Genomic DNA, 17,711 nt, shown 5'->3' with positions numbered 1-17,711 from the left:
TCCATTTATAAATGACAAGCTCATCCGTTGCTGTTAACCAGCAGCAGATGAGCTTTTTTGATGTCTGATCCATTCGTTTCTAGCCATTTTCAGCCGTGATCGCCTGCATGAGTCTGATGATCGGAATGTATGGATACCAATGGAGTCCAATGGATACCTCTGGATACTTCTGGATACCTCTGGATACCCTCCGTTGTATTACGTACAATCAATTTCCGTGATATTCGAATCCTTAGCAATTTCGTTGTATTCCATACAATTGAAATGCGGCATTCTGCCCTGTTAAATGCAAAACCAACTTTTTATTCAGAATTCAGTTGTACGAACTACAACGAGAATAGGCCACACAAGCAGGAAGTTTGTTTCCCATTGTATAAAATACAACGAGAATTGTTCACACAAAAAAGACTGTCCCAAAGCCAATAGCCGGGGGACAGTCTTTGATAGCCATTAGTGCTTCTTGCGGAAATTCACAACGAAAAAGCATGCCAGCACTAACACGATCAGCAAAATGCCTGCTGTTGCAGCTTCGGAGGTGCTGCCTTGCTGGACAACGGCTGTGTTGCCGCCGAAACCGCCAAATCCGCCGGGGCCGCCTCCCATTCCGCCGCCGCCGAAATCACCGCCCATGCCTCCGAATCCTTCAGGCGGGGCGCCCATGCCTCCGCCGAACCCGCCGGGGCCGCCCCCAAAATCTCCAGGCGCGAATTGCCCGTCTTGCACAGCTTGCCCTGCCTGGCCGCCTTGCGCAGCTTGGCCAGCCTGGCCGCCGTCCTGCGCAGCTTGGCCGGCCTGCGCACCGTCTGGCATTTCTTGCCCGCCGCCCTTCCCGGCTTGACCCGCTTGTCCGCCGCCTTGCACGGCCTGGCCAGCTTGCCCGCCGCCCTGTGCGGCTTGACCAGCCTGTGCACCGCCTGGCGTTCCTTGACCCGCTTGCCCGCTGCTCTGCGCAGCATTATTTTGTCCATCTGCCGCCATATTGTTGTTGAAACCTCCTCTGCCTCGGAACCCGCCGCCGCCCATGCCGCCGCCATTGCCGGAACCGTCGCCGGATGATGCGATAGTACCGTCCAGCTGTCCTTTCACATTGACAACGCGCTGCGAGGTAAAGGATAGCAGCGTCTGGACGCCTTGCTCGTACTGCTCGTACGTATAGAACGCGCTAGGATCCGCCTTAACATAGTCCGAGATCATATCCGTCAACTGCTGCACGCGGGATTTGAAAAGATCATCCTGCAAATAGTTATCCAGCATGCTTTGAATCATCTCATGATATCGCGCCTTGTACGTCTCGTTGTTCAGCAGCTTATCAACCAACGGCCTTTCAGACATTGCGCCATCTGTCGGTTCATCGATTTTGAACGTCGTGCTGCTGCCGAGCCCCCCGAACGCCATATTGTAATCCCATGGCAGAATGGAGAAAATACCGTCGTCCTCGTACAAATAATAGTTCTGCTTATTGCTGCCGATATAACTGTCCGTATTGACGCTAACGGCATTCAATGCAATATACCCGAGCGCATCGTCAATGTTCAGCACGCTCTCGTAATCGGAGCCCTCGTTGAGCTCCTTGATCATGTCAATCAGAATATCGTCATTGGATTTCTTCGACTTGCGCGACAGCCCCGGATAATCGGACTCCTCTTCGCCCCGGTACAAAAGATCGCTGCCGTTGCCCATAATGCCTTTATAGAGCGCGCCATACGAGTTGTCGAAGTTGCGCTCCAGATATGAGTCGCCGATCTGCTCAACAGCTAAATAAAAGCCTTTCAGTTCGCCGTTCACATATACGTTAACGTACGAGAATTCCGGCGTCGGCAGCCCCATTTGGGCCGCGAGCTCATAGGTAAGAAACTCACGCATATACGTAGCATCGCTGTAGTTGTTGTTCAAATTGATTTTACTGATGCCCATTAAAGTCTGGCTTGAGATGTATTCGTCGAACGACAGCTTAAAGCTGTAGCGCTCGGAATCCGGCATGCTGACAACCGAACGCAGAGACAGATTGCCTTTCGTCCGAATGCCGACATTGTCCAGCTTAATGCCGTTGTATTCAACGGTTGCCGATTTGAACTCCTCTGCCGAGGCGTTGTCCATCATATCCTGAAAATCGTTCGGATCGATCGTAATTTTCACATCGACGACCTTATCCTTCACGAATACTTGCTGTTCCAGCTTTTCGGTAATGGCCGCAACCGAGCTTCCGCCCGAAACCGCGGATAGCTCAGAGTTCTTACTCCTAGCGTCGAATGCGAGTGCCGCGATTAACGCTAGCACGACGCATAAGACGAGGATCGGAACGGCGGATTTCGATTTCATAGAATCACCCGATTAGGACACGTAGTCGCCGTTGTAGCTGATCAGCACCGCACTGCGCACGCCTTGGAGACCCGAAACCGTATTGACGAAGCCGCTTTCCTTGTCCTTGATACGCACTTCGAGCGTCAGTTCGACATTACCCGGCGTAACCGTCTTCTGCTTCACGTTGTAACGTTTTACGCTCGTATGAACCTGCTGCATGAGCTTCTGCTCGCTGTCGTTGCCGTCACAATTGACGACAAGCAAATAAGGAGTTTCGAACGTCGATTTTTTCATAAAGATGAACAGCACGAGGCCGACGATTACCGAACCCGCTATAGCGAGCGAATAGAATCCCGCGCCCGTAACGATGCCTGCTGCTGCTGCCCAGAACAAGAAGATCAAGTCGGTCGGATCTTTGATCGGCGTTCTGAACCGGACGATGCTGAGCGCGCCGACCATGCCGAGCGAGAGGACAAGGTTCGAGTTGATCGCGATGATGACCATCGACGTCACGAGTGTCATCCCGATCAGCGCCACGTTGAAGCTTTTGGAATAAAGAACACCGCTAAACACCCGCTTGTAAAGCAAGTAAATAAAGAATCCGATCAGAAAAGAAAATGCCATTGTAATAATGATTTTGGACAGGTCGATATCGCTTGTAAAGTTATTGACGACCGAGTCTTTGAAGAAATCCGAGAAATTATTCGTCTCCGTTGCTGTTGCCGTTGTTCCATTCGTGGTGGTTGCCATTTATTACTGATCCTCCCAAGCGTTCATTTTCAAAAATTTGCGGCACATCACGTACTTCGACGCAGATTGCCGGTGCAAGCCCTCCAACTGAAGAGCGTCTTGAATGTGATACGGCAAATACTCGTCGTATTTCACCTCGAGAATGATGAAATGATCATCGATCGTACTCACCGTACCTAATTCCGGATTAAATAAATCAGTTGAGAACAGCCCTGTCTTCAGTTGTTTATCAAATGTAATTCGCACATTGCCGTTCACGTGGACATATGGCTCGCGAACATAGTCGACGATGACCTTCGGCTTTAACAGCCGCCCGGCAATTTCGTTGTACAACTCCATTCGCAATTCGTCCTCTGGTACGAACAGCGACGACGGATCACCCGCGATAATCGCATCTGCTTCTTGCCGCGTTAGCGACACTTTCTTTTTGGCGATAAATTCATCCCGTTTGATCTTCTTCTCAAAATGGATCACCTTATCTTGCAGATTGTAAATCCGAATGCGGTATTTGCTGCGGTTGCGTACACCGCCCTGTTTGTCCGCCAGTGCCTTGTTCTCCATATCATCGAAGTAGAGACTGCGGATATGGTATTCGCCGGTCGGTCCCGCATGCTTGTCCCGTTCCATAAAGCTGCTGAGCCGCTGACGAATAATGAAATACTGATGATAGTTCATGTAATATTTCAGCTCACGGCGGAATTTGATCGGCTGACTCGGCTGGACGGCAAGTTCCCGGTTGGTCCCTGTTATCGCGTGAAGCTTCACGACCGGATCCGGCAGCTTTCCGTTAGCGGATAGCAAATGCTCGACTGGCTTCATCCTGTCACCTCATTTCTTGAATCGTTCGGCTGATGAAACCCATTATAGGCAGGCATCTTGAAAGTACTCTTACCGCAAGCTGAATAAACGCTGAAAGATTTACAATTTGTTAATAAAACGTTTGCAGACGCAAAAAAAACACGCCCTGAGCGCGTCAGAGCGTGTTACTATCTCTATTGCATTAATCGAACAAATCGCCAAGCACATCGAGCACCGTTTTCTTCTTCTTATGCGGATAGCCGTGGCCGTATTTGTTGTGACCGTGGCTGCCGTAGCTTGTATGTCCACCGTATGGGCTGTGGCTCGCTTGATGCTGAGGCGTACTATGAGAACCGTAACCGCCGCTATGATTCTGCGAACCGTATGCACCTGGCTGTTGCGTGCCGCCATACGCACCTGGCTGCTGGGAGCCGTAGCCGCCGGATGGCTGAGCACTGTACGCGCCAGACTGCTGCGAACCATAAGCACCCTGCTGTTGCGAACCGTACGCGCCAGGTTGCTGCGAACCATAAGCACCTTGCTGTTGCGAACCGTGCGCGCCAGGCTGCTGCGAACCATAGCTTTGCGTCGGTTGCCCCGCACCCGGTGCCGGCTGGCTGCCGCCGTTGTTGCGCAGTTGGTCAAGGTAGCTGCCCGGCGCTGGATTGCCCGCTCCATAAGAGCCCCCCGCTTCGCTGCGCAATTCTTTGACGCCTTGCATCAGCTTGTCGAGCTCTCCGCGGTCCAGCCACACTCCCTTGCAATCCGGGCACACGTCGATCGTTACGCCTTCCTTCACCACCTCGCGCATTCTTACGTTTTCACATACCGGACATTTCATTGTATCTGCCTCCTGCAGCCAATTTCCGTTCGCATAAGTATAAGCTTGTATATACTCGCTAGTCTCTAAAGACGTCCAGTTCACCGCGCTCATCTGCGGCACGTTCGAGTGTATAAGAACGGCTTAGCTTGACGACTCGTTTATTCACTTTGCGGAGCACCAAGCTCTCATCATCCCATGCGACGATAATTCCATATACGTCGTTAGCCGGCATTGCGTCACGCACAATTCTTACCGGCTCCCCGGATTGGCGGAATGCGTCCAATTGTTCTTCTGTAATCATAGCTGCTTCCTCTCCCTATAAGAAAGACCTCCTATGCCCGGAGGCATAAAGCGGAGGTCTCTTGTTGTATACGATTATTCGTTAGCCAATCTTGTCGACATGCTCCTTGGAGTCATTCGTTTCATACCATTCGTCCAGCACGCGGGAAGACATGACACGCTTTGCAATGTAATCCTTCTGATGCTCGAGAAATTGGTCGCGCCATTCATGTCCCAGCTCTTCCGCCAGCTTTACGATCGTAAGCAGTTCAGACCAGGCAACGTATCTCTTGTACCAGAAAAATTGCGGATGCTCAACCATATATGGATAGAGGTCATCGAATTCCGTATGCTTGCAGTCAAGTGCCCGTTCAAAATGCGTCTTGGCATCCGTAAGCTTCTTGATCATAAAATCGTTCGACATTTGCTCCATATTCTAGTGCCTCCCCCTAGACCTTATACGTTCATTATAAGCGATAAAATGTTGTCAGAAAAGAGTCTGGCATATGGAACTTCTCGGTGTATTATTCGAAAGTAATGGAGCCGTTCTCCAGCGACGAAATACGTACGAGCGATTCGACGCGGTACCCTTGCTCCCGCAGCGCCTTCGCTCCTGCTTGGAATGATTTCTCCACAACGATGCCGATACCTGCCAGTTCAGCGCCGGAGCGCTCGATAATTTTGACTAGCCCGCGCGCCGCATCGCCGTTCGCAATAATATCGTCAATGAACAGAAGCCGGTCGGTTTCGCTCAGCAATTGGCGCGAGACGAGCAAGTCGGTTACGATCCCTTTCGTAAACGACGGCACCCGTTCCACATAAGCATCCGGATCAGCGATCAGCGTCTTCTTCCTTCTCGCGAATACGAGCGGCACGCCCAGCTCGTGAGCCGTCGCGAATGCGACAGGAATGCCGGACGATTCAACCGTAATAACCTTCGTTATATTGGATTCGGCGTACAACCGCGCGAATTCTTTGCCCATCTCCATCGTCAGAACCGGATCGACCTGATGATTCAGTATCGTGTCCAGCTTCAATACGTCCGTCGACAAGACGGATGCATCTTCTAGAATGCGTTGTTTTAATTTTTCCATTGTGTTACCCCTCCACCGAAAAACCTTTTCCGATAACTTACCATACGACATATGCCCGATGCAACCGTTTCGCGACGTTTCTTCACAGCTTGCGTAACCTTTGGGCTTATTCGCGCGTCTAATTGAATATACATCCATTTCCAATGAAGTTGCCGTTCTTGAACGGTGAATATATGGAGGCGAATGCCATGAAATCATTACGAAGCCATACATACCGCTCCTCAAGACCGCCGCTTGCCCGCATTGCGGCAGCCGTCGCGCTGGCTGCTGTCGTATCCGGATGCTCGATATCGTTCGGCACGGACAATGAAGACCGGATTACGGGCAACGATCCGCTTCCTTCGAACAACCAGACCACGAAGACCAGTCAAGGACCGGGATTAGACCAGGGGGATCCGCAAGACGCGTCTTGGCTGGTCAACAACGCCAACGCAGCAGATACGAAAGAAGCGACGAACGCATCGAATGCCGCAAGCACGAAATCAAAGACACAAGAGACGAAATGGGACAAAACGAAACCGACGCTCGCAGGCATTGCGCTCGGCGAGCAGAAGGCAGACGTTAAGAAGAAAAGCGGCGCCCCGCTGGACTCTTACGACCAAGAGGATGAAGAAACAGCGCTCGAAATATACGAATACGACGGTTATACGGTCGGCTTCGGACCGAATGCGCAAGGTGTATTGTTCATTGAAATTTATGATAAGAAGGTCAATTCCGGTCTAAGCGCCCTTCATGTCGGAGACAAAGAAGACCAAGCTGTCAAAGCACTCGGCAAGCCCGCTTCTCAGACCCCTTACCTGCTCTCCTACGAGACGAAGAACGGCTTGCTTAAGCTCGATCTCGATCCGGACAACCATGAAATCGTAACGCTCAAGCTGTTCACCCAGTCATAAACCGTTTGCGAAAGCTGTCATGCCTGTCCGCTGTCCGACATACGTTGTCTTATAAGGGCTTCGTGAACGGAGGACAAGTACAATGTGGAAACGTTACAGTGCGGTGCTTCAGATCGCCTTCACCTACATGGGCACGGTCGTCGGCGCCGGCTTCGCGACAGGGCAAGAGATCTTGCAATTTTTTACCCGATTCGGTTACTGGGGCTCATTGACTATCGCGTTATCGACCGCCCTATTCATCTGGCTAGGCGCCAAAATGATGCTCATCAGCTCCGACATTCAAGCCGATTCTTATGAGGATTTGAATAAAACGCTGTTCGGCGAACGGTTCGGCAGCTGGATCTCCATTTTTATGATGATCATTCTACTTGGCGTAACCGCCGTCATGCTCGCAGGGGCCGGATCAATCTTCGAAGAAAATTGGAATATATCCTATCAGACAGGCCTTCTCATTACGATTGCCGGCTGCTTCATCCTGCTTCGCAAAGGAATGAGCGCCATTCTGGCCGTCAATAGCGTTGTTGTGCCGATGATGCTGTTGTTCACCGGCATCGTCATGTACGATACGTTTACGACACCTGAATCCGACCGTTGGCTGACGATGACGACCGACCAATCGCCATTCGCTGCTTGGAGCGCTCCGTTCCTGTACGCGGCCTTCAATCTGTCGATGTCCCAAGCCGTTCTTGTTCCGCTAGGCTCTTCCATCCGCGACAAGAAGATCATCAAGACCGGCGCCTGGATCGGCGGCATCGGCATCGGTTTTATGCTGCTGGCCGGCCACATCGCACTCTCCACCCATATGCCGGGCATTCAGCAATTTGCCATACCAATGGGAGGAATCGCCAGACAGCTTGGCCACACGGCGCAATGGATCTATATCTTCCTCATTTTTGCCGAGATTTTCACTACTCTTATTGCCGACATCTACGGGTTGACTCTGCAGATGCGCCAGCGTGTGAAATGGTCGCCGCAGCTTATTACGATCGGCATTCTAGCCTTCTGCTATTTCGCTGGGCAGATCGGGTTCGGACCGCTGCTCTCGACGCTGTACCCGCTGTTCGGCATCATCAGCTTAGGCTGGCTCATTCTTATTATCCGCCACCGCAAACCGACCATCCTGCCGCGGGATAAGCGCAAACCGAGATAGAAGAATAAGGGACTGCATCGCCGCGCGGCAATGCAGTCCCTTATGTATTTATCGCGCCTTATCCGCATCGATATTGAGCCATGAGAAGGTCACCATATAATGTTCAAAATAACGATCTGGATAATGATCCAAAAGTCCTATCTCCCTCTGTCACTCAAATCGACTATTCATCCTCATCCTCTGGCGCGCTTCTAAAGCCCACATACACTTCCTTCAGCTGCGAGACGACACGCGTCAACGAATATACGCGCTTCGCTTTATCCCAAGCGGCACGGGCGAGCGCATACCGGTAGCTCGGATCTACGATCGTCTTCTCCATCGCTTCTGCCAGCGCATCGACATCCTCCGGCGGGACGAGCAGGCCGTTCACTTCGTTCTCGATCTGTTCGCCGATCCCCCCAACATTAGTGCCGACGAGCGCGAGCAAGCACAGCGCCGCCTCTGCGAATACCGATCCGAACGACTCGGCTCGGGACGGCAGTACGAAGACGTCGAAGAAGGGCATGAATTCTTCCGGATGCAGCATATAGCCATAAAAAATAATCTCGTCGTATAAGTCCAATTGGACGGCCAATTGCTCCAACTCAGAACGGATTGGTCCGTCACCGATAATATGAAGCACGAACGGAAGCCCCTGCTGCTTCAGCTTCGCACAGGCATGCAGCAGCACATCAAGCCCTTTGGCCGGAACAAGCCGACATACCGTAATGAACTGCGTCACTTGATTGTCGTGCGCAATTGGTCGAAACCGCTTCTCATCGAAGCCGTTAGGAATGACGATAATATCATTAGGAGCTTCTAAATATGGCGTCATATACTGGCGGAACGATTCAGATACGGTAAGCAGACGGTCTGCCTTATGTTCTAATTCCCGGTAGACGGACGTTAGGAACCGGTGCTCGTCGCTGCCTTCCGCGATGCGTCCGTTCAATATAAGTTCCCGCTCGTAGCTGGAGTGAATCGTCATAACAAGCGGCGTGTCCGGAAACAGCTGCTTCATGACAAGCGCCGCAATCGGATGATGGGCATGAATAACGTCATAGCTTCGTTTAATTCGCATACGTGTCCACCATAAGTAATCGCGGTACGTCTGCAAATATTTATCTACGATTGGATTGCCGGCGAACGCATTCGCATCGAACGTTTCAAACGTTACGTTCTCCTGTCCTTTATTCCGTACCCTCTTCGGCAGCGAGAACAGCTCCATCGTCCAGCCTGCACGGTTGAACCGTTCTTGAATGTAAGGAACCATCGATGATACGCCCCCGGGCTGCTCCGGCGGGAAAAACAATGCTTGTAAAATGTTCAAGGCTTCCGCCTCCTAATCCAAAAAAGTACAACGAACAGTCGACACCATCCGACTTTCGTCTCTAGGCGGTTCGCATTAAAAATGATATACTAGAACATATGTTTCTGTAAAGTTCAAGTAACTCTACTATATTGGTGGTATGCCGCACATGTCGATTATGAATTGGCTTACCGGTTCGACCGGTATCATCCTCTCATCTGCCTGCATTATTGTTATTGTTTTTCTTATGCTCTACATGTCAACCAAGCTTCACCAAAGTTATCGCAGCCACAAAGTATACGGCTGGCTAATTGGAGGACTGCTGTTATCCGGCGTTCAATACGGCATTCGAATGGTGCTGACCGCACCGGATTATGCCGGGCTTCCGGGGCCTCATTTGGCCGCCGCCCTCTTGCAGATCGTCTCCTTTATCATTATAAACTTTGTGTTCATTAAATTATATACCCGGCCGTCAGGAAGATTGGTCGGATGGGCGTTTCTATCGATGCTGATCGCGCCGTTCGTGCTGACCGCCATTCAGCTGTACTTGGACGGATCACTGCTAGAGAAGCCTGTGGACAGCAGCAGCATCCAGGTGCTGACGCTCGATTTCTATTCCTTGATCATTAACTTTCTTATCCTTGTAGATACGCGGGGTATCCAACTGAACCGCAAATTCGTGCTCAGCCTCGCCATTTATTTCTTTTACCAGCTGGCATCCGTATCTGACAATTATGTATTCCATGGCGAAGTGCCGCTGCTCGTGATGTTGAAACATTTTGTTCCGCTCGTTTATTTTACGATGCTGTTCTTGATGCTGTTCGAGTGGGTCATCGAACGAATGCTGGACATTCACCAATCGTCGATTACAGATGGACTTACGAGACTATACAACCGGAAGTTCTTTAACTCCCGTTGCGAGAAGTGGCTCCGTGAACATGGCTCATTATCGATCATTTTCTGCGATATCGACAACTTCAAGAAGCTGAATGATACGCAAGGCCACCATGCCGCAGATGTCGTTCTGAAGAAGGTTGCCGACATTATCAAGGAGGAATCGAACGGTATCGGAGCCGCTGGCCGATATGGCGGCGAAGAGCTGCTCGCCGTAATTCGCGGCAACTCAAAGTCGAAAGCCGATGAAGTAGCCGAGACGATCCGCCGCCGCGTCGAGACAGAGACGATCGTCACGGTAAGCGTAGGCGTCAGTACGTCGTCGTCCGGCCAATCGGTCCAAGAAGTCATCAAGGAAGCAGACGAGGCGATGTACGTCTCGAAGACGACCGGCAAGAACAAAGTATCCGTCGTCTCGAAGTCGAAAGCATCCTCCTCCAGATCCCGCCGCTCGAAGACAGCGCACGAGGCATAGACGTTCTGACGTTTCTTATTAACCACAACAGGCTGCTCATGACGCATCTGAATCGATGCGCGTGAGCAGCCTGTTTTAATTCAAGACTTCAATAGCGATATTAACGTGTACGATACGGAATGGGATCGGTATGACCGGCTTCCTTAAAGCCTTTCAGCCGCAGCTTGCAGCTGTCGCACTCGCCGCATGCTTCCTCTTCGCCGTTGTAGCAGCTCGTCGTCAATTCGTATGGAACTCCCATCCGAGCGCCTTCCCGTACGATATCTGCTTTGGTCAGCTTCATGAGCGGCGTCTCGATTGTGATCGGTTTGCCCTCTACGCCAACCTTGGTCGCCAGTGCCATGACCTCTTCGACCTTGCCAATAAACTCTGGACGGCAATCCGGATAGCCGCTGTAGTCAAGCGCATTCACGCCAATGTAAATCGCTTCTGCGCCTACCGCTTCTGCATAGGAAGTAGCAATCGCAAGAAACATAAAATTGCGCCCCGGCACGTACGTAACCGGAATATCGTTACCCGCTTGTTCGGCATCTTTCTGTTCAATGCCTGTGTCCGTCGGCACCGCAATGGCGTCATCCGTCAGCGCATTGCCGCCGATACCCCGCAGAAAGTCGAGTTTGATCACTTTGTAGCGGTTCAAGACCCCGTAATGCTCCGCCACTTGATGAGATTTATCCAGCTCGATCCGATGCCTCTGCCCGTAATCGAACGTGATCGGATACAACTCATAACCGGATTCTTGAGCGAAGCCCATACAAGTCGTGCTGTCGAGTCCGCCGCTTAGAATAATAACTGCTTTCTTCGTATTGCTCATGGCGAATACCGCCCTTTCTTTAGACGCCGCGCTTAGCCGGGTCCCAAATGATCTTATGCATCTGCATGTTCAGCTTCACACCGGACAAACCTGCGGCCAACATACGCTCCACCAGCTTAGCTGGCGGCATCGTCTCCCATACTGGAGAGAACATGGGCAATGCCTTCGTCGGATACTGCTGAAGCGTCTCTACCGCAGCATCAAAGTCCCGATCCGTTGCGATAACGAATTTCACTTCATCCTGCGGTCGCAGCAACGCAAAGTTATTGACATCCATCTTGTCATTCTCGCCGGAATCCGGCAGCTTATAATCCATGACGTAGCGTACGTTAGGCAGCTGTACCGTTTCCAAGAACGGTGCCAGTCCAATGGCGCCATTCGTCTCGACGTGAACATCTTCAATACCGTCGATCTCCGCCATCGATTGCAGCAGCAGAGCGGACTTGTCGCCATACAGCAACGGTTCTCCGCCTGTAAAACAAATATGCTTGGACTTATACGTCTGAACCTGCTTTACGATATCGCGGATCGACATCGTAAATTCGGATTTCGCCGGCGGATAACTGTATGTCGTATCGCACCATGTGCAGCGCAGGTTGCAGCCAAACAAACGAACAAAAACGGTCGGAAACCCGGCACGCGTGCCTTCGCCTTCGACCGTTTCGAATATTTCGACCATCGGAAGCTTCGTGTCCAGCGGATCCCGGTCTTCCTGACGGACCGTTCCGCTGTTACTCATCGCTGGAAGCCTCCATCCATTGCCTTGTTACCGCTGCAAAGCTAGTCGGCGTCTCCCACAGTCTTACTTCTTCTACCCGAATGTTCGGGTAAAGACCTTCTTCTACGAGCGCTTCTTGCACCTGCTCATACATCCATACGACCATGTTCTCAGCCGTCGTATTCATAGGAGGAAGCACTTCGTTCAAATATTTATGGTCGAGAGGATCAATTATGCGCGCCTTCGCGATGCGCTTCATATCGGAGAAGTCGATACTGATGCCTCTCTCGTCCGGTACGCCGGACATCATCAATTGCACCTTGTAAGTATGACCGTGCAAATTTTTGCATTTGCCCTCGTATTGATGAAGATGATGCGCGCTGTCGAATGTAAACTCCTTGGACAGCAGCACTCTTCGATTATGATAGCGCAGCTGATGAGCTTGAATATGCTCACCGAACACCTGCACGTTTCTCGGAATCTCGTAAGTCATTAGAGCACCTCATTGTTCGCAATACGCCTATTATAGCATGGGGGCAACGGCCCCTACAATGACGCATGCTTTCCACGCAACAACTATAGCAATCTTCGGTCCTCACGCCGTTGTACGGCCATTACAGGTCCGCTCTCCCTATCGCCACGAATGGAATCCCGGATTCTCTGAACCGTAAAGCTCGTAATAGGCGAAGGAAGACGTTCCGGATCGAAGAATCCGCATTCGGCAATTTCATCGCCATCTGGCGTAGGCTTGCCCTCGGCTGCATCAGCCCGAAATACGTAATAATAAGCGCTCCGATGCGGCAAATAGTACATGCCCGTGAGTCTTACTCCGCTCACCTTGAGCGAAATTTCCTCCCGGCATTCGCGCACGACCGCGTCCCAAGCCGTCTCTTCCGGATCGATCCGTCCGCCGGGCAGCGCCCATTTGTTGCCGTCGTACGTTTGTTTAACGAGCAGCACATGCCCTAGCCCATTCGTAATGACACACCCTGCTGCGCTAATGCCAAACTTAATATCGATAACGTTCGCCGCCCTTCCTAAGATGATACGTAACCGTCCATATTCAACGGTTCTAAATCGTCAGCTTGCCCGTTAATACCGTGACAGCCTGACCAAGCAGCAGCACTCTCTCGTCTTCAGGCCGAACGGTCATATGCCCGCCCCGGCGAGATGCTTGATACGCCTTGAGCTCGGATTTACGCAGCCGCTTCGCCCAATATGGCGCCAGAGCGCAGTGGGCAGAACCAGTTACCGGATCTTCATCGACTCCTACTGCAGGGTAAAAGCACCGGGATACGAAATCATATCCGCTGCTCGACCGGCTTGTAACGATAAGACCTCGGGCATCCAGATTTCGTAGGATAGCCATATCCGGTTTCAACTGCCTGACTGTATCCTCGCTGTCCGCCTCGACCAAATAATCAAGCCGATTGCGTCCTGTATATCGAGGAATGAATCCAAGCGCTTCAATTAACTCCTCTGGCAGAACAACAGGTGCAACAGGCTCGGCCGGAAAGTCCAGCCTAATATTATCGCTTTCCTTGACCGCCTTCAGTATGCCGCTTTTCGTATCGAACACCGCTTCCTCATCGAGAGCAAGACGGCCTGTTTCCCACAAAATGTGAGCGGCTGCAAGTGTAGCATGTCCGCACAAATCGACTTCCGCCTCTGGTGTGAACCAGCGAAGCTCGAATCGGTTCGCTTCTAACGGTCGAATAAACGCCGTTTCCGACAAATTCATCTCCGCGCCTATTTGCTGCATCCATTCAGTAGAGGCAGTCTGTTCCAGCAAACAGACGGCAGCTGGATTGCCCGTGAATGGCGCTGAAGCGAAGGCGTCGACTATCCAGAGCGGCGATGAGCTATTCTGGCTTCTGTCATTCCTTGTATCGTCATTCATCGCATATCATATCCTCCCTTGTTTTGCACAGCAACTCAGCAACCCAGCAACTCAGCAACTATGTCATCGGGCTGCTGCCGAATGAACTGCCACCTTCTTCGCAAGCTTGCGATTGACAAGCACGATGCCGGCACTTACCGAAGTCAGCGAAGCGATGACTGCAATTCCGATCGTTTCGTTCAAGAAGAGAGATGACAGAATGACACCGAACACCGGCGTCAGGAACAGGAACGATGCTGTAGAACCAACGGAATTATACTTCATGACGTAGTTCCATAGAACAAAGCCTGCTGACGAGATGACTGCAGCGTATAGAAGCAACCATATAGCCGCAGGCGTCCAGTGAAAAGGTGACAAGCCGGCGACAGAGCCGCCGATCGCGATGAGCACCGCTCCGCCGAGCAGCATTTGATAACCGTTCACGTATGTAACCGGCAGCTTGGAGACCGCTCTCTTCGATAACATATTGCCGAGTCCAGCACAGAATGCAGAAGCAAGCAGCAGCAGTTCACCTTGTCCGAACGCGCTGCTCCAGCCTTCCTCCACTCCCTTCGGAATCGCTAACAGCAGTAGTCCAACCAATCCGAACAACAGTCCAACTGATTTGTGTCGCGTGAGCCGGTCAGACGGATCCGTCATATGGGCCAGAATAATCGAGAAGAATGAAATCGTGCCGGCAATGACTGCACCGAATACACCGGAGCTATGCGCCATGCCTGTGTAGAAAAATACATATTGGAGAACGGTCTGGACGAACCCAAGCCGTACGATCATCCCCATCGACCCGCTCCGGTAACGCAATGGCTCCTTGATGACGATCATAAATAAAAAAATGAGCAATCCGGCGAGCGTGAAACGGTAGCCGGCGAACAAAAATTGTTCGAACCAGTCCGATCCATCGATGCCGAGTTCCTCATAGCTCCGTTTGAGCGTCGGATATGCGCTGCCCCACAGCATCGTCGAACCGACGGAGCCGGCCGCGATGCCTGCAGGGTGTGTAAAAAAACGTTTGGCATTCATTAAGCGTACCTTCTATCTAATATTCTTCATTGTCGGACAACGGAATGAGCAGATCAACCGTCACTTCCTCCAAATGTTCGTCTAAATAAAAAATTTCGAGCGATACTGCATTGTCCTGCTTGTTAAGACGGCGTTCATTCATCCATGCATTCAGTTGCTCATACCCGTCGCCAATCCGCTTATTCGTACACGTCACCATCGCATATTTACGCTCTGGAATCGTGAACTGAACCATTCCTTGCGGAACAGATTTCAAATGCGGAACCTCGTAACACGCCCAATAGGTCGCGAACACTTCATTACCGAAATAAGGGCTGTATAGTGCGGTGGATAGCTCGGCTCCGTTCAATTCATGTCTTCTGGCGAGAAACTCGCCCTGCAATCGAATGCATTCATCCGCAAACGTCGAATAGGGACCGCAGTAACTCATTCCGACCAGATGGATGGCGGGCTTTGCAACAATAAAGCAATTATCCAAGGGCGCACTCCTCCTCGCGTTCAGAATTGGCGTGTACCGGCAGCCTCTAACCGAAGCCGTGTCCTTAGTGTAACATGTTTTCAAGGAACAAGGGTATACGATTGTTTCGACAAGGGGGACGTTTACAACATCTTAGCACGGGGGCACGACGAAAGGTTGCCCCAGACCGTTTATTTTATGCGGCTTTCCCTTTGCTATGCAGAAGTTGTCGGGCTCAGCGATGAGAGCAGTCCCGGCAACGGCATTACAGCCATTGATTCGAGTCTTCCTGCGTACCCGACGGTTTCGAACGGCAGCGAAGCCGTCACGCTGTTCGGCACGATGAAGCAGCGGATACCTGCGAGACTCGCTGCTTTCAGTCCGTTGAGGGAATCCTCGAACGCAATCGCTTCATCTGCTGTAATGCCAAGCGTCTTCAACGCATGCAGATAGAGCGCTGGATCAGGCTTCACCTTCTCCACCAAGTCCGCTGTCACCAATGCATCAAAATAACCGCTCAATTGAAATTGTTCGAGATACGATTCGATCCATTCCAGGTGCGAGCTCGATACAACCGCTATTCGCAGACCCGCCTCTTTCGCATGGGCCAAATAATCGCGGACACCGGGACGAAGATCGGCGCCAGCCATCCTGCTCTGATAATGCTGTTTGACGACCGAATTCAGCTCTTCCCGAGACAGGCCGACGCCCAGTTCAATCAAATTCTGATAAGGATCGAAGGCATCGATCGAAGTGCCGATGCACTTCGAGAATTGTTCCAGTGCAAGCTCATGTCCGTGTTCGTTGTACAGCTGTGCGAACGATTCGAACCAAGCCGTCTCCGTATCGATAATAAGACCGTCGAAATCGAACAATACCGCTTGGATAGCCATCCTCAAACTCTCCTCTACGATGGGATCGCTCCGAACTTATTCAGCGGCCAGATCCGGAACAGAACGCGGCCGTCGATATCCGAGTCTGACACGGCACCGAATGTACGGCTGTCTTCGCTTCTTTCGCGGTTGTCTCCCATGACGAAAATATGGTTAGCCGGAATCGTATAAGGCGTTTCAAAATCGTCCGACCAAGTCTGACCTTTCACATACGATTCATCAAGCTTGACGCCGTTTACGTATACGAATCCGTCACGGAACTCAATCGTCTCACCCGGCAGCCCAATGACGCGCTTCACCAGATTCCGATGCTCCAGCCGGTCTTTAACAATGACGATTTCCCCTCGTTTGGGCGACGTAACGTGATAGGAGATTTTGTCCTCGAATAACCGTTGACCCTCAACGAGTGTATTCTGCATCGATATGTTGAATACTTGCACTTGCGCGAATGCGTAATTCTGAATCAACATCGAGGCAATAACGGCAATCGCAATAGCCGTCAGCCATTCTCGCACCTCTTTGCCCCATTTCTTCTTCTTAACCGGCTTCGTCTCCATCTCTGTCTCCACTGGCATTCAACTCTCCTATCTTGTCATAATCCGATACTAATACCGACATCAACACGGTATCGTGATATTGGCCTTTGCCATAATGCCGCTTCCGTCTTCGGCCCTCTTCGATGAAGCCGCAAGCCGTGTAGCAGCAAATTGCCGATTCGTTAGTGGCCAGCACTTCCAGCTCTAGCCGGTTCAACTGCATCTCTTCGAATACGTAACGCTGCATCCATCTGACCGCCTCGCTTCCGTATCCGAGACAGCGCTTGCTTCGGTCGGCAATAACAATGCCCATCTCGGCGCAACGGTTATTCCAATCAATGTGATGAAGAACGATCTGGCCGATCGGCTCCTTCGATTCCCGAAGCTGAATAATAAATCCCCTGACGTCCGCATGCATTGTCATCATTGCATTTACGAACCGTTCTGTCTCATTAACCGTTTGCGGAAATAAAAAAACATCAGACAAAAGATTCACGATCTCCGGGTGATTCACCCATTGCCGTAAGAACAACACATCTTCTGTCTGATATTCACGTAGCATAATTCGTCCGTATGATGTTTGCCGCATGCTGCTTCTTCCTCCTGTACGCGAATCTGTTCGTAACCG

At 51.4% G+C, this 17,711-nt stretch carries 20 protein-coding genes and 1 pseudogene; 3 read left to right on the top strand and 18 right to left on the bottom strand.

The features are described from left to right. Positions 1–450: 450 nt before the first annotated feature. The 7 genes and pseudogenes from PKO01S_RS24515 to PKO01S_RS24485 all read right to left on the bottom strand — a co-directional run bounded on the left by PKO01S_RS24515 (position 451) and on the right by PKO01S_RS24485 (position 6,045). Positions 451–2,319: a CotH kinase family protein gene (locus tag PKO01S_RS24515; RefSeq protein ID WP_127534076.1), complete on the bottom strand. Its 1,869-nt coding sequence runs from the start codon at positions 2,317–2,319 to the stop codon at positions 451–453. A gap of 12 nt (positions 2,320–2,331) precedes the next feature. Continuing rightward, positions 2,332–3,051, bottom strand: a complete 720-nt coding sequence (locus PKO01S_RS24510; protein ID WP_127534075.1) for a DUF4956 domain-containing protein — start codon at positions 3,049–3,051, stop codon at positions 2,332–2,334. A 3-nt stretch (positions 3,052–3,054) separates the two neighbouring features. Next, positions 3,055–3,870: a polyphosphate polymerase domain-containing protein gene (locus tag PKO01S_RS24505; protein WP_127534074.1), complete on the bottom strand. Its 816-nt coding sequence runs from the start codon at positions 3,868–3,870 to the stop codon at positions 3,055–3,057. Positions 3,871–4,540: 670 nt separating this feature from the next. Next, positions 4,541–4,690, bottom strand: a pseudogene (locus PKO01S_RS29485) (TFIIB-type zinc ribbon-containing protein); the annotation flags it as partial. A gap of 58 nt (positions 4,691–4,748) precedes the next feature. Further along, positions 4,749–4,973 carry a hypothetical protein gene (locus tag PKO01S_RS24495; RefSeq protein WP_127534073.1) on the bottom strand — a complete coding sequence of 75 codons (225 nt, stop codon included), beginning with the start codon at positions 4,971–4,973 and terminating at the stop codon, positions 4,749–4,751. 81 nt (positions 4,974–5,054) lie between these two features. Continuing rightward, positions 5,055–5,384 carry a hypothetical protein gene (locus PKO01S_RS24490; protein WP_127534072.1) on the bottom strand — a complete coding sequence of 110 codons (330 nt, stop codon included), beginning with the start codon at positions 5,382–5,384 and terminating at the stop codon, positions 5,055–5,057. A 91-nt stretch (positions 5,385–5,475) separates the two neighbouring features. Further along, positions 5,476–6,045: a xanthine phosphoribosyltransferase gene (locus PKO01S_RS24485; RefSeq protein WP_127534071.1), complete on the bottom strand. Its 570-nt coding sequence runs from the start codon at positions 6,043–6,045 to the stop codon at positions 5,476–5,478. A gap of 188 nt (positions 6,046–6,233) precedes the next feature. Between PKO01S_RS24485 and PKO01S_RS24480 the strand changes: the two genes are divergently transcribed. Both PKO01S_RS24480 and PKO01S_RS24475 read left to right on the top strand, forming a co-directional pair. Next, positions 6,234–6,938: a hypothetical protein gene (locus PKO01S_RS24480; RefSeq protein WP_127534070.1), complete on the top strand. Its 705-nt coding sequence runs from the start codon at positions 6,234–6,236 to the stop codon at positions 6,936–6,938. Positions 6,939–7,020: 82 nt separating this feature from the next. Beyond that, positions 7,021–8,088 carry a YkvI family membrane protein gene (locus PKO01S_RS24475; protein WP_127534069.1) on the top strand — a complete coding sequence of 356 codons (1,068 nt, stop codon included), beginning with the start codon at positions 7,021–7,023 and terminating at the stop codon, positions 8,086–8,088. Positions 8,089–8,251: 163 nt separating this feature from the next. On the opposite strand, the gene PKO01S_RS24470 is transcribed toward PKO01S_RS24475, so the two are convergent. Further along, positions 8,252–9,397 (bottom strand): glycosyltransferase family 4 protein, encoded by a 1,146-nt coding sequence (locus PKO01S_RS24470; protein WP_127534068.1) that lies wholly within the window; start codon positions 9,395–9,397, stop codon positions 8,252–8,254. A 148-nt stretch (positions 9,398–9,545) separates the two neighbouring features. Here PKO01S_RS24470 and PKO01S_RS24465 point away from each other — a divergent pair, with 148 nt between their 5' ends. Beyond that, positions 9,546–10,745: a GGDEF domain-containing protein gene (locus PKO01S_RS24465; RefSeq protein ID WP_127534067.1), complete on the top strand. Its 1,200-nt coding sequence runs from the start codon at positions 9,546–9,548 to the stop codon at positions 10,743–10,745. A gap of 100 nt (positions 10,746–10,845) precedes the next feature. Here PKO01S_RS24465 and queC read toward each other — a convergent pair whose 3' ends face one another. From queC to PKO01S_RS24415, 10 genes are all read right to left on the bottom strand, one after another. After that, positions 10,846–11,559 (bottom strand): 7-cyano-7-deazaguanine synthase QueC, encoded by a 714-nt coding sequence (gene queC, locus PKO01S_RS24460; RefSeq protein ID WP_127534066.1) that lies wholly within the window; start codon positions 11,557–11,559, stop codon positions 10,846–10,848. 19 nt (positions 11,560–11,578) lie between these two features. Further along, positions 11,579–12,298: a 7-carboxy-7-deazaguanine synthase QueE gene (locus tag PKO01S_RS24455; protein WP_127534065.1), complete on the bottom strand. Its 720-nt coding sequence runs from the start codon at positions 12,296–12,298 to the stop codon at positions 11,579–11,581. After that, complete coding sequence (gene queD / locus PKO01S_RS24450; RefSeq protein WP_127534064.1) at positions 12,291–12,770, bottom strand: 6-carboxytetrahydropterin synthase QueD; 480 nt, start codon at positions 12,768–12,770, stop codon at positions 12,291–12,293. Before queD ends, PKO01S_RS24455 begins: the two co-directional genes overlap by 8 nt. Before the next feature lie 83 nt (positions 12,771–12,853). After that, complete coding sequence (locus tag PKO01S_RS24445; RefSeq protein WP_281278953.1) at positions 12,854–13,279, bottom strand: NUDIX hydrolase; 426 nt, start codon at positions 13,277–13,279, stop codon at positions 12,854–12,856. Positions 13,280–13,349: 70 nt separating this feature from the next. Beyond that, positions 13,350–14,177, bottom strand: coding sequence for a PhzF family phenazine biosynthesis protein (locus PKO01S_RS24440; protein WP_127534062.1), 828 nt, complete (start codon positions 14,175–14,177; stop codon positions 13,350–13,352). Positions 14,178–14,240: 63 nt separating this feature from the next. Continuing rightward, positions 14,241–15,197 carry a DMT family transporter gene (locus PKO01S_RS24435; RefSeq protein WP_127534061.1) on the bottom strand — a complete coding sequence of 319 codons (957 nt, stop codon included), beginning with the start codon at positions 15,195–15,197 and terminating at the stop codon, positions 14,241–14,243. A gap of 16 nt (positions 15,198–15,213) precedes the next feature. Beyond that, entirely contained in the window at positions 15,214–15,675 is a 462-nt protein-coding gene (locus PKO01S_RS24430; protein WP_127534060.1) for a GyrI-like domain-containing protein, read from the bottom strand. Positions 15,676–15,869: 194 nt separating this feature from the next. After that, positions 15,870–16,547 carry an HAD family hydrolase gene (locus PKO01S_RS24425; RefSeq protein ID WP_246070718.1) on the bottom strand — a complete coding sequence of 226 codons (678 nt, stop codon included), beginning with the start codon at positions 16,545–16,547 and terminating at the stop codon, positions 15,870–15,872. A gap of 14 nt (positions 16,548–16,561) precedes the next feature. Continuing rightward, positions 16,562–17,122 carry a signal peptidase I gene (gene lepB / locus PKO01S_RS24420; protein WP_246070717.1) on the bottom strand — a complete coding sequence of 187 codons (561 nt, stop codon included), beginning with the start codon at positions 17,120–17,122 and terminating at the stop codon, positions 16,562–16,564. After that, the gene (locus PKO01S_RS24415) at positions 17,085–17,672 is read right to left on the bottom strand and encodes a GNAT family N-acetyltransferase (RefSeq protein WP_127534059.1); all 588 of its coding nucleotides are present in this window, start codon (positions 17,670–17,672) and stop codon (positions 17,085–17,087) included. Before PKO01S_RS24415 ends, lepB begins: the two co-directional genes overlap by 38 nt. Between the last annotated feature and the right edge of the window lie 39 nt (positions 17,673–17,711).

The organism is Paenibacillus kobensis NBRC 15729 (assembly GCF_004000825.1).
In the GTDB taxonomy this organism is placed as follows: domain Bacteria; phylum Bacillota; class Bacilli; order Paenibacillales; family Paenibacillaceae; genus Paenibacillus_T; species Paenibacillus_T kobensis.
Note: the sequence above shows the minus strand (reverse complement) of the source record. Positions and strands in the feature narration are given on the sequence as shown.

Bases quoted from the DNA above. Each gene is read 5' to 3' on its own strand.
- PKO01S_RS24495 (WP_127534073.1), bottom strand. From the start codon at position 4,973: ATGATTACAGAAGAACAATTGGACGCATTCCGCCAATCCGGGGAGCCG.
- queC (WP_127534066.1), bottom strand. From the start codon at position 11,559: ATGAGCAATACGAAGAAAGCAGTTATTATTCTAAGCGGCGGACTCGAC.
- PKO01S_RS24505 (WP_127534074.1), bottom strand. From the start codon at position 3,870: ATGAAGCCAGTCGAGCATTTGCTATCCGCTAACGGAAAGCTGCCGGAT.
- PKO01S_RS24510 (WP_127534075.1), bottom strand. From the start codon at position 3,051: ATGGCAACCACCACGAATGGAACAACGGCAACAGCAACGGAGACGAAT.
- PKO01S_RS24425 (WP_246070718.1), bottom strand. From the start codon at position 16,547: ATGGCTATCCAAGCGGTATTGTTCGATTTCGACGGTCTTATTATCGAT.
- PKO01S_RS24455 (WP_127534065.1), bottom strand. From the start codon at position 12,298: ATGAGTAACAGCGGAACGGTCCGTCAGGAAGACCGGGATCCGCTGGAC.
- PKO01S_RS24415 (WP_127534059.1), bottom strand. From the start codon at position 17,672: ATGCGGCAAACATCATACGGACGAATTATGCTACGTGAATATCAGACA.
- PKO01S_RS24490 (WP_127534072.1), bottom strand. From the start codon at position 5,384: ATGGAGCAAATGTCGAACGATTTTATGATCAAGAAGCTTACGGATGCC.
- PKO01S_RS24475 (WP_127534069.1), top strand. From the start codon at position 7,021: ATGTGGAAACGTTACAGTGCGGTGCTTCAGATCGCCTTCACCTACATG.
- PKO01S_RS24435 (WP_127534061.1), bottom strand. From the start codon at position 15,197: ATGAATGCCAAACGTTTTTTTACACACCCTGCAGGCATCGCGGCCGGC.
- PKO01S_RS24515 (WP_127534076.1), bottom strand. From the start codon at position 2,319: ATGAAATCGAAATCCGCCGTTCCGATCCTCGTCTTATGCGTCGTGCTA.
- PKO01S_RS24480 (WP_127534070.1), top strand. From the start codon at position 6,234: ATGAAATCATTACGAAGCCATACATACCGCTCCTCAAGACCGCCGCTT.
- PKO01S_RS24485 (WP_127534071.1), bottom strand. From the start codon at position 6,045: ATGGAAAAATTAAAACAACGCATTCTAGAAGATGCATCCGTCTTGTCG.
- PKO01S_RS24465 (WP_127534067.1), top strand. From the start codon at position 9,546: ATGTCGATTATGAATTGGCTTACCGGTTCGACCGGTATCATCCTCTCA.
- queD (WP_127534064.1), bottom strand. From the start codon at position 12,770: ATGACTTACGAGATTCCGAGAAACGTGCAGGTGTTCGGTGAGCATATT.
- PKO01S_RS24440 (WP_127534062.1), bottom strand. From the start codon at position 14,177: ATGAATGACGATACAAGGAATGACAGAAGCCAGAATAGCTCATCGCCG.
- lepB (WP_246070717.1), bottom strand. From the start codon at position 17,122: ATGCCAGTGGAGACAGAGATGGAGACGAAGCCGGTTAAGAAGAAGAAA.